Source organism: uncultured Stenotrophomonas sp. (genome assembly GCF_913778665.1).
Classification (GTDB): domain Bacteria; phylum Pseudomonadota; class Gammaproteobacteria; order Xanthomonadales; family Xanthomonadaceae; genus Stenotrophomonas.
Map to the genome: position 1 here is coordinate 72,871 of NZ_CAJYVQ010000014.1, position 16,025 is coordinate 88,895.

15 protein-coding genes are annotated in these 16,025 nt (G+C 68.3%); 5 read left to right on the top strand and 10 right to left on the bottom strand.

From position 1 onward, the window contains the following. Positions 1–140 precede the first annotated feature (140 nt). The gene (locus QZ853_RS20350) at positions 141–1,034 is read right to left on the bottom strand and encodes a LysR family transcriptional regulator (RefSeq protein WP_295579663.1); all 894 of its coding nucleotides are present in this window, start codon (positions 1,032–1,034) and stop codon (positions 141–143) included. A 108-nt stretch (positions 1,035–1,142) separates the two neighbouring features. Between QZ853_RS20350 and QZ853_RS20355 the strand changes: the two genes are divergently transcribed. From QZ853_RS20355 to QZ853_RS20375, 5 genes are all read left to right on the top strand, one after another. After that, a complete protein-coding gene (locus QZ853_RS20355; protein ID WP_295579665.1) occupies positions 1,143–1,532 on the top strand; it encodes a RidA family protein in 390 nt (129 codons plus the stop codon). A 166-nt stretch (positions 1,533–1,698) separates the two neighbouring features. Continuing rightward, entirely contained in the window at positions 1,699–2,037 is a 339-nt protein-coding gene (locus tag QZ853_RS20360; protein WP_295579668.1) for a hypothetical protein, read from the top strand. Between the two features lie 56 nt (positions 2,038–2,093). Continuing rightward, complete coding sequence (locus QZ853_RS20365) at positions 2,094–3,347, top strand: TolC family protein (protein ID WP_295579671.1); 1,254 nt, start codon at positions 2,094–2,096, stop codon at positions 3,345–3,347. Continuing rightward, a complete protein-coding gene (locus tag QZ853_RS20370; RefSeq protein ID WP_295579674.1) occupies positions 3,344–4,549 on the top strand; it encodes an efflux RND transporter periplasmic adaptor subunit in 1,206 nt (401 codons plus the stop codon). The genes QZ853_RS20365 and QZ853_RS20370 overlap by 4 nt, the downstream gene beginning before the upstream one ends. A gap of 10 nt (positions 4,550–4,559) precedes the next feature. After that, a complete protein-coding gene (locus QZ853_RS20375) occupies positions 4,560–7,769 on the top strand; it encodes a CusA/CzcA family heavy metal efflux RND transporter (RefSeq protein WP_295579682.1) in 3,210 nt (1,069 codons plus the stop codon). A 126-nt stretch (positions 7,770–7,895) separates the two neighbouring features. On the opposite strand, the gene QZ853_RS20380 is transcribed toward QZ853_RS20375, so the two are convergent. The 9 genes from QZ853_RS20380 to QZ853_RS20420 form a co-directional block, all read right to left on the bottom strand. Further along, entirely contained in the window at positions 7,896–9,668 is a 1,773-nt protein-coding gene (locus QZ853_RS20380; RefSeq protein WP_295579693.1) for a DUF885 family protein, read from the bottom strand. A gap of 176 nt (positions 9,669–9,844) precedes the next feature. Next, on the bottom strand, positions 9,845–10,192 hold the full coding sequence (locus tag QZ853_RS20385; RefSeq protein WP_049415940.1) for a lipid-A-disaccharide synthase N-terminal domain-containing protein: 348 nt from the start codon (positions 10,190–10,192) through the stop codon (positions 9,845–9,847). Further along, entirely contained in the window at positions 10,192–10,914 is a 723-nt protein-coding gene (locus QZ853_RS20390) for a glycosyltransferase family 2 protein (protein ID WP_295579705.1), read from the bottom strand. Before QZ853_RS20390 ends, QZ853_RS20385 begins: the two co-directional genes overlap by 1 nt. A gap of 90 nt (positions 10,915–11,004) precedes the next feature. Then, on the bottom strand, positions 11,005–11,970 hold the full coding sequence (locus tag QZ853_RS20395) for an NAD-dependent epimerase/dehydratase family protein (RefSeq protein ID WP_295579717.1): 966 nt from the start codon (positions 11,968–11,970) through the stop codon (positions 11,005–11,007). 51 nt (positions 11,971–12,021) lie between these two features. Continuing rightward, positions 12,022–12,753 (bottom strand): suppressor of fused domain protein, encoded by a 732-nt coding sequence (locus tag QZ853_RS20400; protein ID WP_295579731.1) that lies wholly within the window; start codon positions 12,751–12,753, stop codon positions 12,022–12,024. Between the two features lie 117 nt (positions 12,754–12,870). Next, positions 12,871–13,794 (bottom strand): ParB/RepB/Spo0J family partition protein, encoded by a 924-nt coding sequence (locus tag QZ853_RS20405; protein ID WP_295579743.1) that lies wholly within the window; start codon positions 13,792–13,794, stop codon positions 12,871–12,873. Next, positions 13,794–14,591, bottom strand: a complete 798-nt coding sequence (locus QZ853_RS20410) for a ParA family protein (protein ID WP_295579748.1) — start codon at positions 14,589–14,591, stop codon at positions 13,794–13,796. Before QZ853_RS20410 ends, QZ853_RS20405 begins: the two co-directional genes overlap by 1 nt. A 113-nt stretch (positions 14,592–14,704) precedes the next feature. Continuing rightward, positions 14,705–15,343, bottom strand: coding sequence for a 16S rRNA (guanine(527)-N(7))-methyltransferase RsmG (rsmG, locus tag QZ853_RS20415; protein WP_295579751.1), 639 nt, complete (start codon positions 15,341–15,343; stop codon positions 14,705–14,707). A 39-nt stretch (positions 15,344–15,382) separates the two neighbouring features. Further along, on the bottom strand, positions 15,383–15,982 hold the full coding sequence (locus QZ853_RS20420) for a 4'-phosphopantetheinyl transferase superfamily protein (RefSeq protein WP_295579754.1): 600 nt from the start codon (positions 15,980–15,982) through the stop codon (positions 15,383–15,385). Positions 15,983–16,025: the final 43 nt, after the last annotated feature.

The window sequence follows — 16,025 nt, forward strand, 5'->3', positions numbered from 1 at the left end:
TGGTGATTTTCGCATGCCTGCAGCGGGAAGCCCCCACTGTAGATCCGAGCCCATGCTCGGGTCACGCGCGAAGCGCGGGCCTTGAGCGTTGCAGCCAGAAGCAGCCGAGCGTGGGCCCGGCTCTATGGGTGCGCGCGCACTCATCCCAGCGCTTCCACCACCCATTCGATGAACACCCGCAGGCGCTGGCTCATGTGCCGGTTCGGTGGGAACATCACGTGCATCGGCATCGGCGGCAGCTGCCAGTCCTCCAGTACCGGCAACAGCTCGCCACGTGCTACATGCAGTTCGGCCATGTAGATGGGTAGCGCCACCACGCCCAGACCTGCCAGCGCCGCCGCCAGATAGGCGTTGCCGTCGTCAAAACCGACCGTATAGCGGCCCTGCACCTCAACGCGCTCATCGCCGCGCTGCGCGCTGAACACGCGTGCGCGGCCACTGCGCGGGCTGAGGAAGCCAACCATGTGGTGATCGGGCCCTTCCAGCGCGCGCGGATTGGTCGGCAGGCCGAAACGCTGCACATAGCCGGGGCTGGCGTGGAAGCCGATCGGCAGCGCAGCCAGCGGCCGCGCCACCAGCGCCGGATCGGCCGGGATGCCACCACGGATCACGCAGTCGACGTTGTCGGCGATGACATCGACCTCGCGGTCGCTGACGCCGATGTCGAGCTGGATTTCCGGGTAGCGCGCCTGGAACGCCGGCAGCGCCGGCACCAGCCGCAACCGCGCGTACGGCCCGGGCACATCCACGCGCAGGCGTCCGCGCGGCTGGGCAGCCGCATCACCCAGCCCGGCTTCCACCTCGTCCAGCTCGGCCAGCAGCCGGGCGATGCGCGGGTAATAGGCCGCACCGTCGGCGGTGACGCTGACCCTCCGCGTGGTGCGGTTGAGCAGGCGCAGCCGCAGGTGCACCTCCAGCTGCTGCACCAGCTGGGTGACCTTGGTGCGGCTGATCTGCAGGGTGTGCGCAGCGCGGGTGAAGCTGCCCGTTTCCACCACCCGGGCAAAGGCCCGCATCGCCTCGAAACGGTCCATGGCCGGCCATGATTGTTTGGGATTGGCAATCAATTTAGGCCGATCATCGCGGTTTATCCAGACAGCGCTGACAGGGAGGATGGCGTTCTCTCCCACGAGATCTTCCCCATGTCACAGCGTGATGTCGTTTTCCCCGCCGGGCGGCAGGCCCTCTACGAGCGCAACCGCTATTCGCCGGCGATCCGATCCAACGGTTTCCTGTTCGTTTCCGGCCAGGTCGGCAGCCGCGAGGATGGCTCGCCCGAGCCGGACTTCGAAACCCAGGTGCGCCGCGCCTTCGACAACCTCAACGCGGTGCTGGCCGCCGCCGGCTGCACGTTCGACGATGTGGTCGACGTGACCGTGTTCCTGGTCGATCCGGAGAAGAACTTCGAGAAGGCCTGGGCGATCGTGCCCGAGTACTGGGGCGAAGCGCCGCACCCGACCCTGACCGGCATCGGCGTGACCTGGCTGTACGGGTTCCAGTTCGAGATCAAGGTCATCGCCAAGCTGCCGTGAGCCGGGTAGTGCGGGCCGCTGGCCGGCAATGTGATGGGGTCAGAGCCCTTTCCAGAGAAAAGGAATCCGACCCGCGCCCGGCCCACCTGAACGGGAGATTCCGACGTATTCCCGAAGCGGCCATTGATATTGTATCCGGCGAAAACCGCTTGCTAGCCTCCCCTTCATGCGCTGGATCTCCCGCCACCTTCGTTCGACCCTGCTGATGCTGCTGATGGTGGCATTCGTGGTCGTGCCGGTGGCCGACGTGCTGGCCTGCGCGGTTGAACCGCACGACACCACTGCGGTGCACGTGGAAAGCAACGCCAATGATGCCGACGGTGACAGTGACGGCAAGCACACCGGTGCCTGCAGCCACAACCACTGCCACCACTCCAGCCTGAGCCTGCCGGCCAGCACTCTCGCCGCCTTCGGTGCGCCGCTGCCGGCGCGCTGGATGAATGCCGGCGACGCGGCGACCTATGCGGTCGCCCAGGATGAATTGACGCGTCCCCCCCGGGCGTGAGTTGAGCGCGTCCCGCGATTGCGGGCTCCCGTTTCACTCACAACCGGAATCCCCCTATGTCGATCCTGACACCTCGGTCGCTGCGTGCGGCCGGGCGGGTCGTCGCCGTGTTGCTGGGCCTGGCCCCGGCGGCAGCGGTGATGGCGCAAGCCGCCCCTTCCTATGACACCCTGCTTGAACGCCTGGACCAGCTGCCCGGCACCCGCGTCGGTGCGGCGCTGGCCGAGGCCGCCGATGCGCGCGCCGACCAGGCCCGCGCACTACCCAACCCTTCCCTGTCCTGGTCGGCCGAGAACGCCCGGGGCACCGGCTCCTATGGCGGCATGGGCAAGGCCGACAGCGTGCTTACCCTGTCCCAGCCATTGGAGGTCTGGGGCCAGCGCGGCGCGCGCGTTCGTGCCGCCCGGGCCGAGGCACAAGCCGCTGCCCTGCGTGGTTCGCAGAGCCGCAGTGATGTCGCCAGCCAACTGGCGGCCGTCTATGCACAGGCGGAAAGTGCATTGCGTCGTTACGCCCTTGCCGGCGAAGCGCTGACCCTGACCCGCGATGATGCGGCTGCCGTCAATGCGATGGTCAAGCAGGGCCGCGAACCGCAGCTGCGCGCCGTGCAGGCACAAAGCGAAGTGGCCAATGCCACGGCGTCGCTGGATGAAGCGCAGGCCTTCCGCGATGCCGCACTGGCGCGTCTTGCCGGTATCGCGCTGCTGGATGCACCGGTGCAGTCGATCGACAGCAGCCTGCTCGACCGCGCGCCACCGCTGCCGCGCGGTGCCGCCAATACCACGCTGGCGATGCGCATCGCCGAAGCCGAGGCTGATGTGGCCAGCAAGCTGGTCGACGTGGAGCGCAAGCGCGCCCTGCCCGACCTCAGCGTCACTGCCGCGCAGACCCGCTTCCGCGAAGGCGGCGAGCGTGCCTACAACCTCGGGGTCAGCCTCAGCATCCCGCTGTTCGACCGCAACCGCGGTGGCGTTCGCGCCGCCAATGCCGACCAGCGCGCGGCCGAAGCGCGCCTGGACCAGCAGCGCCGCGAAAGCGAGGCCGAGCGCCTGTCCGCCGTGGCCGGGCTGAAGGCGGCCGGCAGCCGTACCCGTGCCGCCGATGAAAGCGTGGTCGCCGCCGAAGAGGCGTATCGCCTTGCACGCATCGGCTTCGACGCCGGACGCATCTCGCAGCTGGAACTTCGCAGCACGCGCAGCGCACTCATCGCCGCCCGCGGCACCGCCGTGGATGCGCGCCTGTCGCGCGTCGCCGCGGAAATCGATCTTGCCCGCCTGGAAGGGCGCGCACCCTTTGTGGAGGCCCCATGACTCTCTCCCGTACTTTCCCGCTGATCGGCGGCGTGCTGCTGGCCGTGCTGCTGGCCGGCTGCGCTGGCAATGCGCAGACGCCTGCAGATGAGCAGCCCGCTGCGGCCAAGGCCGGCACCGACGATGGCCATGGCCACGCCGCCGACAGCAAGGAGGCCAAGGCAGAAACCGCCAAGGCGCCGGCAGACGCCGATGAAGGCGTGGTGCAGCTGACCCCGGAGCAGATCAAGGCGTCCGGTATCGAAGTGGTCGCCGTCGGTCGTGGCGGCGGCGGTTCAACCCGCCTCGCAGGCCGGGTCGAGCCCTCGGTCGGTGCACGTGCCTCGGTGGCTTCGACCGTAACCGGCCGCGTCGAACGCGTGCTGGTTGCACCGGGCACCGTGGTGAAACAGAACCAGGCACTGGCCATCGTGGTCAGCGGCGAGGCGGCGGTGTTCCGCGCCAATGCGCTGGCCGCATCCGCCGACGCCGAGGCCGCACGCCTGGCCTATGGCCGCGACAAGGCGCTGGTCGACCAGGGCGTGGTCGCGCGCCAGGAGATGGAAGCTTCGCGCGCCCGCTCGCTGGCGGCACAGGCCCAAGCCGCGGCAGCGCAGGCGCAGGCCGCCGCCAACGGTGCGCCCGATGCCAATGGCCGCGTGCGCATCACCAGCCCGGTGGCCGGCATCGTCGGCAACGTGCAGGTCACCCCGGGTGGCGTGGTCGCCGCCGGCAGCGCCGTGGCCGACGTCGCCGATCCGGCGATGAACGAGCTGGTGTTCACCGCACCGCCGGCGCTGGCCGCGCAGGTCACGCCGGGCATGAAGCTGGAAGTGAGTGTGCCGGGTGGCAGCTTCACCGCCACCGTCACCGGCTCGGCTGCGGATGTGCGTCAACAGGGCGGCGTCGCAGTGATCCGTGCCACGCCGGTGGACGCCTCGCTGCCGCCCGCCGGTTCGCCGGTGTCGGCGGTGGTGGTCACCGAAGGCCAGGACGGTTCGCTCAGCGTGCCCGCCGATGCGGTGCAGAACGTTGATGGCGGCAGCGCGGTGTTCGTCGCCGTCGAAGGCGGCTTCAAGGCACAGCCGGTACTGGCCGGGCGTCGCGCCGGCGACCGCATCGAGATCCTCGGTGGGCTGACCGGCAGCGAGCGCATCGTCGGTGCCAACGCCTTCCTGCTCAAGGCCGAACTGGCCAAGGGCGAAGCCGAGCACGGCCACTGAGGAGGCGACCATGTTCAAGCTGATCATTGAAACAGCGGTGCGCCACCGCTGGCTGGTGGTGTTCCTGGCGGCGCTGATCGCTGCGGTGGGCCTGTTCCAGCTGGGCAAGCTGCCGATCGACGCGGTGCCGGACATCACCAACCGCCAGGTGCAGATCAACACGGTGGCGCCAGCACTGACCCCGGAGCAGATCGAGCGGCAGGTGACCTACCCGCTGGAAACCGCACTGGCCGGCATTCCCGGCCTGACCACCACCCGTTCGCTGTCGCGCAATGGCTTCTCGCAGGTCACCGCGATCTTCACCGATGCGACCGACATCTACTTCGCGCGCCAGCAGGTGGCCGAACGCATGCGCGAAGCGGCCGATGACCTGCCCGACGGTGCATCGCCGATGCTGTCGCCGGTCACCACCGGCCTCGGCGAGGTGCTGATGTGGACGGTGGACTTCACCACCTTCGATCCAGCCAGGCTGGCCAAGCCCGGTGACGCCGGCTGGCAGGCCGGCGAGGTCTACCGCACGCCGGAAGGCGACCTGCTGCGCACGCCGGAAGAGCGTGCCACCTACCTGCGCACCGTGCAGGACTGGATCATCGCGCCGCAGATGCGTTCCAGCCCGGGGCTGGCCGGCGTCGATACGGTCGGCGGCTACGTCAAGGAGTACGGCGTGCATCCGGACAGCGCCCGGCTGGCCGCGCACGGCCTCGGCCTGGACGACCTGGTCACTGCCCTGCGGCGCTCCAACGTGCAGGCCGGTGCCGGTTTCGTGCAGCGTGCCGGCGAGGGCCTGGTGGTGCGTGCCAACGGCCTGGCGCTGACCACCGACGATCTGGCACAGGCTCCGGTAGCCACCCGCAATGGCGTAGTGGTGCGCGTGGCCGATGTGGCCGAGGTCGAGCTGAGCCGCGCGCCGCGCCTGGGTGCGGCCAGCCGCAATGGCCATGAAGCCGTGCTGGGTACTGCGCTGATGATTGCCGGTGGCAACAGCCGCACCGTGGCCCAGGCCGCAGCCGCTCGCCTGGAACAGGTGAACACATCGCTGCCGGCCGACATCGTGGCGGCACCGGTGCTGGACCGCAGCGTGCTGGTCAATTCCACCATCAAGACCGTCGCCAGGAACCTCACCGAGGGCGCACTGCTGGTGGTGGTGGTGCTGTTCCTGCTGCTGGGCAACCTGCGTGCGGCCACCATCACCGCGCTGGTGATTCCGCTGTCGTTCCTGTTCGCAGTGATCGGCATGAACCGCTTCGGCATCAGCGGCAACCTGATGAGCCTGGGTGCGCTGGACTTCGGCATACTGGTGGACGGCGCGGTGATCGTGGTTGAGTCGACGCTGCTGATGCTGGGCCAACGCCGCTCCGAACTGGGCCGTGCACTGACCACGAGGGAACGCCTGCGCGTGGCCGCCGATTCGGCGCTGAAGATGGCGAGGCCAGCGGCGTTCGGCCAGCTGATCATCCTGCTGGTGTTCGCGCCGATCCTCACCCTGGAAGGCGTGGAAGGCAAGACGTTCCACCCGATGGCGGCCACCTTCATGCTGGCCCTGGTCGGGGCCTTCATCTTCTCCTTCACCTTCGTGCCGGCGATGGCCGCGCTGCTGGTGCGCGAGCCCAAGGTGAAGGACGGCGATGCCCATGCCGACGATGGCGAGCACGAAACCAGGCTGATCCGCGTGCTGCGTGGGCGCATCGAACCAGTAGTGCGCAAGGCCGTGGCGCATCCGCGCACGGTGCTGGCCGGTGCAGTGATGATGGTGGTGGTGGGCATCGGCGCGTTCTCGCTGCTGGGCCGCGAGTTCATGCCAACGCTGGACGAAGGCAACGTGGCCATGCAGGCCCTGCGCGTGCCGTCGACCTCGCTGGAGCAGTCGCTGGCGATGCAGCTGGCGCTGGAGAAGGCAATCGCCAAGCAGCCGGAAGTGGAAACCGTGTTCTCGCGCACCGGTACCGCCGAGGCGGCCATCGACCCGATGCCGACCAACATCTCCGACAGCGTGATCGTACTGAGGCCGCGCAAGGACTGGCCCGATCCGACGCTGGCCAAGGACGCACTGGTGGCCCGCTTCGAAACGCTGGCCGGGCAGCAGCTGGGCAATAGCTTCGAGTTCAGCCAGCCGATCGAGCTGCGCTTCAACGAGCTGATTTCCGGCGTGCGGACCGACCTGGCGGTCATGATCTTCGGCGATGACTTCAGCCAGCTGCAGAAGGTGGCCGACCAGGTGGCGCTGAAGCTGCGTGCGGTGGATGGCGCGGCCGACGTGCGGGTGGAGCAGATTTCCGGCCTGCCCACGCTGAACGTGGCGATCGACCACGTGGCGGCGGCGCAGTACGGGCTGACCGCCGCGGATGTAAGTGATGCGCTGTCCACCGGCATCGGCGGTACCGCGGCCGGCAAGATTTTCGAAGGGGATCGCCGCTTCAACGTGGTGGTGCGCCTGGACGATGCCTCACGCAACGATCCGGACCAGCTGGCGTCACTGCCGATCGCTACGCCGTCGGGGCTGGTGATTCCGCTGTCGTCGGTCGCCCGCATCACGGTCAGCGAGGGGCCGAACCAGATCAGCCGCAACAACGGCAGCCGCCGCGTCGTCGTGCAGGCCAATGTGCGTGGGCGTGACCTGGGCGGCTTCGTCGGCGAGGCACAGGCGGCAGTGGCTGGCGTGGCGCTGCCGCCGGGTGCCTACCTGACCTGGGGTGGCCAGTTCGAGAACCTGCAGCGTGCGGAGAAGCGGCTGGCGACGGTGGTACCGGTGGTGTTCCTGCTGATCGGCAGCCTGCTGTTCATGGCCCTGCGCAGCGGCAAGGAAGCCATTCTGGTGTTCAGCTGCGTGCCGTTGGCACTGGTCGGCGGCGTCCTCGCGCTCCTGCTGCGTGGCATGCCGTTCTCGGTGTCGGCGGCGGTCGGCTTCATCGCCGTCTCCGGCGTGGCCACCTTGAACGGCCTGGTGTTGATGCAGGCAATCCGCGAGCGCCTGGACGCCGGTGACCTGCCGCTGCAGGCGGCGATCAACGGTGCTTCGAGCCGCATCCGCGCGGTACTGACCACGGCGCTGGTGGCGATCGTCGGCTTCATCCCGATGGCGATTGCCAGTGGTTCCGGCGCGGAAGTGCAGAAGCCGCTGGCGACCGTGGTGATCGGCGGGCTGATCACCGCCACCGTGCTGACCCTTCTGGTGCTGCCGACGTTTGCCGCACGCGTGGCCAAGCCGCGGGCGGTCGGCTGAAAGACCACGGGGTCGGATCCTGGGATCCGACCCCGTTTCCCGGTAGTGCCGGCCGCTGGCCGGCAATGTCGAACGATTGCGGTGCGTGCGGGTTGCCGGCCAGCGGCCGGCACTGCCTCGGAACGGTCAGGCCTTCTTGCGTTCGGCGATGTAGGCCTGGATCTGCTGTTCCAGCACCGGCAGCGGCACTGAGCCCTGCTTGAGCAGGGTGTCATGGAAACCCTTGATGTCGAACTTGTCGCCCAGCTCCTTCTCGGCCTGCGCACGCAGGCGCACGATGGCGATCTCACCCAGCTTGTAGCTCAGCGCCTGGCCCGGCCAGGAAATGTAGCGGTCCACTTCGGTGGTCACTTCATGCTCGCTCAGCGCGGTGTGGTCGCGCAGGTAGGCCAGCGCCTGCTCGCGGGACCAGCCCTTGCTGTGCACGCCGGTGTCGATCACCAGGCGCGCCGCGCGCCACATTTCGTAGGTCAGGCGGCCGAAATCCTCGTACGGGGTTTCGTAGATGCCCATCTCCACGCCCAGCTTTTCGCAGTACAGCGCCCAGCCTTCGCCATAGGCGGAGATGTAGGCGTTGCGGCGGAATTCGGGCAGGTTCTTCTGCTCGGCGGCGATGGCGCCCTGCAGCGCGTGGCCCGGATCGGATTCATGCAGGGTCAGCGCAGGCAGGTTGTACAGCGGGCGCGACGGCAGGTTGTAGGTGTTGAGCCAGTAAGTGCCCATGCCACCACGGCCGGCGGTCCAGAACGGCGCGATGTCCGGCGGCACCGGCACGATGGTGAAGCGCGCCCGCGGCAGCGTCATGTACTTGCCGAGCTGGCCGTCGGCACGCTTGGAGATCCACGCAGCGCGCGACAGCAGCTCTTCCGGGGTCTTGGCGTAGAACTGCGGGTCGGTGCGCAGGAAGGTCAGGAACTCGGCGAAGCTGCCCTTGAACTTCACCTGCTTGATGATGTCGTTCATCTCGCCCTGGATGCGAGCGACTTCCTCCAGGCCGATGCGGTGGATCTCGTCCGGCGACAGGTCCAGCGTGGTGTACTCGTGGATCTGCTGCTTGTAGTACGCCTTGCCATCGGGCATTGCTTCGGCGGCAAGGGTGGTGCGCGCCTGCGGCACGTACTCGTTGACGAAGAAGGTGCGCAGCTGCTGGAACGCCGGCACCACCTTGCCGCTGATCGCTTCACGCGCCTGCGCCTGCAGCCTGGCCTGCTCGGCGGCCGGGATGCTGTTGGGCAGCTTCTTGAACGGCGCGTACAGCGGCGATTCGGTCGGGTCCTTCAGCTCGGCGACGGTGGCGATGGATACCTCGCGTCCGTCGAGCACCGCACGCGGCACGCTGAAGCCACGCTTCAGGCCGGCGCGCATGTTCTCGGTCTGCTGCCCGAAATAGCGCGGCACATCGTTCAGCCGTGCGATGTAGTTCTGGTAGTCCTGCACGGTCTTCATCTCGCGTCGCGCCATGAAGGACAGATTGGACCAGAACGAGGAGTCGGCGTTGAACGGCATCTCGTAACCGCGCAGGCGCACTTCTTCGGCCAGGTTGAACACCTGGTCGTGGTAGATCGCGTAGTTGACCTGGTTGTCGACCGACAGGGTCTTCGGGTCGATCTTCTTCAGTGCGGCCAGGGTCTCGTCCCAGACCTTCAGGCGCGCCTGCTGCGCGGCCGGGCCGACGTCGGGCATGCGGGTGGCGTTGGCCGGGGCGTCTTCGTCCTCGCTGGCCTCCCCGCCCCCCTGCTGGCGCCACTTCCATTCCTTCTCGTACAGCGCGCGGAAGGCGGCATCGGCGGGCGATTCGGTGGCCACGCTGGCCGGCGCGGCCACGGCGGGCGGCGCGGCCAGGGCCACGGCGGGGGCGGACAGGGCGATCAGCAGGGCAACGGCAAGACGGGTTTTCACGAGCACAGGTTCCCGGGAAGGCAGACCCCGATGATGGCACCCCCCACCGCCCGTGGCATGGGACGAAGGTCCTGCCTGCAACGCAGGCAGGACCGGGAACCGGCCGCCGAACATGCATTGGATCCACGCCATGTGCGGATGCGCCGCGGATCCGGACGGGGATCCGACCCCAGGCCTCAGTGGCTGGCCCTGTCCCGCTTCCAGCCGCGGTGCTTGATGTCCAGGTGCAGGCTGTACAGCGCGGTGAACGCCGGGAACAGGTTCTGCAGCACGCCCACCGAGTCCTGCTTGGCCGAGAACAGGAAGTAGCTCAGCGTCATCAGGCTGCCGATCACGCTCATGTACCAGAACAGGCGCGGGATGACCGGCTTGCCGGCGCGCTTGGAGGCGATGAACTGGACCAGCCAGCGGCCGCCGAACATCAGTGCGCCGGTGTAGCCGATCAGCTTCCAGCCGGTCACATGCAGCCCGGTCCAGTACAGCCAGGTCAGCGGCTGGTCCAGCCAGTGCAGCTCCAGATCCATCAACGCTCCTCCACCGCGGTGCGCTTGCTGCGGGTGATCAGCCAGGCCACGCCACGCAGGTCGCGGATGCCGACCAGCGCGCGGCCCAGGTTGTTGTACTTGGACACACCGGCGGTACGGTGGCGGTGATTGACCGGCACGCTGGTGGTCTTCCAGCCGGCGCGCTGCATCAGCGCCGGCAGGTAGCGGTGCATGTGGTCGAAGTACGGCAGGTCGAGGAACGCGCTGCGTTCGAACAGCTTGATGCCGCAGCCGGTATCGGGGGTATCGTCGCGCAGCATGCGCGCGCGGATGGCGTTGGCCCAGCGGCTGGCCCAGCGCTTGCTGCCGCTGTCCTGGCGGTTGACGCGCCAGCCGGCGAACAGCTTCACCTGCGCCTCGGCGGCATCGCGCGCGGCCAGCAGTTTGGGAATATCGGCTGGATCGTTCTGGCCGTCACCATCGAGGGTGGCGATCCAGGGCGCCCGTGCGTGCTTGACGCCGGTGCGCACCGCCGTGCTCTGCCCGCTCTGGCTTACGTGGTGCAGCACCCGCAGTTCCGGCGTGGTCGCCTTCAGGCCCTGCAGCACGGCCAGGGTGTCATCGCGCGAGTGGTCATCGATGTAGACGATCTCGAACGGTAGCTGCCCGCGCAGTGCAGCGGTGATTTCGGCGACCAGCGGGGCAACATTGTCGCGCTCGTTGAACACCGGGACGACAACGGAAAGCTCGGGTTGGCTCATAAGGCACTCGGCCAAAGGGGGGACAAAGACCGCGCATTCTCCGAAACCGAGGTTATCCGAAGATGAACCCGGCGGCGTGAGGATCCGTCCTCAGGCGCGATCACCAAAATACTCGCGGCACCACTGCACCACTGGCGGCAGGCCTTGTTCGATCGGGGTCACCGCATCGAAGCCGAAAGCGTCATATGCGCGGCGGGTATCGGCCATCGTGCGCACCATGTCGCCGGGCTGCATGGGCTTGTAGACCTTCTGCGCGGGGCGGCCGGCGGCCTGCTCGATCACGCTGATGAAGCGCTCCAGCTCGACCGGCGTATGGTTGCCGAGGTTGAACACCCGGTGCGGCACCGTACCGTCGGCCGGATGCGCGAGGGCGCCGAGGATACCGGAGACGATGTCGGAGACATGTGTGAAATCGCGCTGCATGCGGCCTTCGTTGAACACGTCGATCGGCCGACCGGCCAGCACCGCGCGCGAGAACAGCAGCGGTGCCATGTCCGGCCGGCCCCACGGGCCGTACACGGTGAAGAAGCGCAGGCCAGTGGCATGCAGGCCGTACAGCTGCGCGTAGGTGTAGGCCATCAGCTCGTTGGCGGCCTTGGTCGCCGCGTACAGCGAGCGCGGCTGGTCCACGCGCTGATCTTCGGAGAACGGCGGCGTGGCCGAGTCGCCATACACGGAACTGCTGGAGGCATACACCAGGTGCTGAACGCCACGGTGGCGGCACAGCTCGAGCATGTTGACGAAGCCGACCAGGTTGCTGTCGACGTAGGCGTGCGGGTTTTCCAGCGAATAGCGCACGCCGGCCTGCGCGGCCAGATGGATCACGGCGGCCGGCTGCACCTCGTCGAACAGCGCGGCCAGGCCATCGCGATCGGTCAGGTCCAGCGTGCGCAGGTCCAGCGTCGGGCACAGCGCAGCCACGCGATCATGCTTGATCTGCGGGTCGTAGTAGTCGTTGAAGTTGTCCAGGCCGACCACGGGCTGGCCGGCCTCCAGCAGCGCGCGGGCGGTGTAGGCACCGATGAAGCCGGCAGCGCCGGTGAGCAGGATGGTCATTGCAGTTGCCTGGAAATCAATGAGTGCAGGTGCAGAGGATACGCCGCGGGCTCAGAACAGCCCGAAACGCTTCTTGGCCACGTTGCGGCGGCCGGGTTCGATCACGTCCTGGATCTTCTTCGCATCGAAGCGGTCGAGCAGCGCTTCGGCGCCCTTCTTCAGCTTCAGGTCCATTTCTTCCGGGTACAGCGGAACCAGGGTCATGAAGCTGATGATCTTGCCGTCGTCCAGTTGCAGCGCGGCGAATTCTTCCGGGGCGGTCACCGGCGGCAGCACGATGGCACCGTCGAAGCCCACACCCGGCGCATAGGGCTCGCTGGGATGGCCATTGGGGATGGTGTGGCCAAAGCCCAGCCAGGTGTCGTACTCGTGCGGCAGCCGGGCCATGCCCTTCAGCAGGCGCACCGGCCAGTAGTTGCGCTCGTCCTCGAAGGCGTCCTGGGTGATCGGCCAATCGGCCGGCAGGGTCACCATCACCTCCATGTAGCGCGGCACGTCCGCATCCACTTCGGCCGGCACGGTCATCGGCAGGTCGCTCATGCCGGAGGTCACCAGACGCAGGTACGGGAACTGGTCATTGGCCGGTACCACATGCACGTCGATGTGCACCAGGTCGGAGATGATTTCGTGGAAGACACCGGAAACCGGGCCGAGATGGCGCTCGATGTGGGCGCTGATCGCCTCGATGTGTGCTTCGCCCTGCGCGGGGCTGAAGTCTTTCTGGCGGCTGTGCACCATGATCGGGCTGCCGCCCGGGCTGACGTGGTCGAAGGCGTTGCTCATGTCCTGCTCCCTGGATGACGCCGCAGACCGGAGAGCCGTGCATCCCCCGGCGCGCGCGGCGGTGCGTTCCCTGTCGTTGAGGGGACACAGGCCGTATCCCCGGTCACGGCGCCGGGCTCAGCCCTGGCGCGTACGCAGCTTTTCCAGCACGCCGTCCAGGGTGTCCAGGTCGGTGTAGTGGATGATCAGCTTGCCCTTGCCGCCGCGACCGTGGCTGATCGCCACCTTGGCGCCCAGCGATTCGGACAGCTCGGTTTCCAGCGAGGCGATGTCGGCCTGCTGCACCTTCGGCGTGGCCACAGGACGGTTGCTCGGCACCTTGCCGGCGGCGAAGGCCTGCGCACGGCGCTCGACCTCGCGCACCGACCAGCCTTCATCGGCCGCTTCCTGCGCCAGCTTGCCGGCCAGCTCGGGGGCCAGGGTCAGCAGCGCGCGGGCGTGGCCCATTTCCAGGCGCCGGGTTTCCAGCAGCAGGCGGATCGCCACCGGCAGCTCCAGCAGGCGCAGCAGGTTGGACACCGCCGCACGCGAGCGGCCCACCGCTTCGGCAGCCTCGGCATGGGTCAGGGTGAACTCGCTGATCAGGCGTTGCAGCGCCTCGGCTTCTTCCAGCGGGTTGAGGTCTTCGCGCTGGATGTTCTCGATCAGCGCCATCGCGATGACGGTGCGGTCTTCCAACTCGCGCACCACCACCGGCACTTCGTCCAGGCCGGCCAGCTGCGAGGCGCGCCAACGGCGCTCACCGGCGACGATTTCGTAGTTGCCCGCCGGCAGCTGGCGCACCAGGATCGGCTGGATCACGCCCTGCGACTTGATCGAATCGGCCAGCTCGGAGAGCTTGCCCTCGTCCATCTCGCGACGCGGCTGGTACTTGCCCGGCTGCAGCTGGCCCACAGCCAGCTTGCGCAGCACTTCACCCGGTAGCGGCTCGATCACCGCGGTGGTGGCCTGCACCTGGCTGACCGCCCCCTTCGGGCCCAGCAGCGCATCCAGGCCACGTCCGAGGCCCCGCTTCTTGGCTGCCGGCTTGCTGCTGGTCATCAGACGGTCTCCACGGCCTTGGCGGCCTTGTTGCGTTCGTTGTTGCGGCGGATGATCTCGCCGGCCAGGCCCAGGTAGGCCACGCCGCCGCGCGAGGCGCGGTCGTAGCCGACGATGCTCTGGCCATGGCTGGGCGCCTCGGCCAGGCGCACGTTGCGCGGCACGATGGTGCGGAACACGCGGTCGCCGAAGTGCTCGGTGAGCTCGGCCGACACTGCGTTGGCCAGGTTGTTGCGCACATCGAACATGGTGCGCAGCACGCCTTCGATCTCCAGCGCCGGGTTCAGGCTGGTGCGCAGCGCTTCGATGGTTTCCACCAGCGCGCTGAGGCCTTCCAGTGCGTAGTACTCGCACTGCATCGGGACGATCACCGAATCGGCGGCCGCCAGCGCGTTGAGCGTCAGCAGCGACAGCGCCGGCGGGCAGTCGATCAGGATGAAGTCGTACTCGTCGCGGATCGGCGCCAGCGCGCGCTTCAGGCGCTGCTCGCGCTCGCTCTCACCCATCAACTGGATTTCGGCGGCAGTCAGGTCGATGTTGCCGGGCAGCAGGTCGTAGCCCTCGGCGGTCTGCACGCGCACATCGGCGGCGCTGTTCTCGCCCAGCAGCAGATCGCAGGTGGAGGCAGCCAGCTCGCGCTTGTCCACGCCGCTGCCCATGGTCGCGTTGCCCTGAGAGTCCAGATCGACCAGCAGCACGCGCTTGGGTGCGTTGGCCAGGGAAGCGGCCAGGTTGACGGCGGTCGTGGTCTTGCCGACGCCACCCTTCTGGTTGGCGATGGCGATGATGCGGGCCATGCAGGTGTGCCTCGTCGACGGATGGTTGGGACCGGTCATTATGCGTACAACCGGCCCCGGGCGGAAATCGTGAATCGCCAACCTCTTGTTCCACAAGGGGCTGGCGATGGCAATCAGGGGCCTGTAACAGTGACCAGGTGGCGTTCGCCGGCCAGGCCGGGCACGCTCAGCGGGGTCACTTCGCGCACCTGCCAGCCAGCCGGCAGCTCCGCGATCTCCTCATGGGGATAGACGCCCTTCATGGCCAGCAGTACGCCACCGGGGCGCAGCAGATGGCCACCGACACGGACGATGCCGGCCAGGGTGTCCATCGCGCGCGCGGTCAGTTGGTCGTAGCGGCCGGCCTCGTCCAGCGCCTCGGCCCGCGATTCGGCCACGCGGGCGTTGCCCAGGGCCAGCTGGCGCACGGCCTCGCGCATGAAGCGGGCCTTCTTGCCGTTGCTCTCCACCAGGGTGACGTGCAGGCCCGGGCAGGCGATCGCCAGCGGGATGCCGGGCAGGCCGGGGCCGGTGCCGAGGTCGGCCAGGCTGCCATCGGACACGAACGGCTGCATCGCCAGCGAATCGAGCAGGTGGCGGGTAACCATCTCCTGCGGGTCGCGGATGGCGGTGAGGTTGTAGGTGCCGTTCCAGCGGTGCAGCAGGGCCAGGTAGCGCAGCAGCGGCGCCGCCAGCGCGGCGTCCAGGCCCATGCTGGCCAGGCCCTGTTCCAGCGTGGCGGCCACGCTGGCGGGAAGATCATGTTCGCTCATGCCGACATTATCGCCGGTTTTGCGCGCTGGATCGCCGCTTCACTGCGGATACCAGGCCAACGCGGCGCGGAACTGGCCGGTCGCCTGCCATTCGTGCAGATGCCAGCGTGCGGCCTCGCCCAGTTCCGGATCGCACCAGCGCAGGTGCAGCGCGCCATCGTCGCCGGGGGCCAGCTGCAGTCGGTGCAGGCCGAACGAGATGCCCTGGCCGTGCGCTTTGAGCATCGCCTCCTTGGCGCACCACACGCGGAAGAACCAGTGCTCGCGGGCGGCCTCGTCCAGGCTCTCCAGCCAAACCACCTCGGCGGGGTGGAAGAAGCGCTGGACGATTTCCAGGAGGCGTGCGCGCGGGCGCAGCAGCTCCAGGTCGACACCCAGGCGGACGCCCTCGCCCAGCGCCACCAGCAGCACCTCGCCGCTGTGACTCCAGCCGGTGCCGTAGTGGGCCAGCGCGCCGCTCAGCTCCGGCCGGCCCTTGTCGTCGCGGATCAGCGGCAGGGTATCCGGCTCGGTGCCCAGCGCCTGCGCCAGCACCTGCCGGGCCTGCGGTTCGCCGCGCCGGCCGGGCACGTGCGGGCGCCGCCAGACCGTCACCGGACCGAAGCGCCAAGGGCCGTCGAGGGTGGCTGGCAGGCTCATCCGCACACGCCCATCACGTAATTGCACGACGGGTTCACGGCCG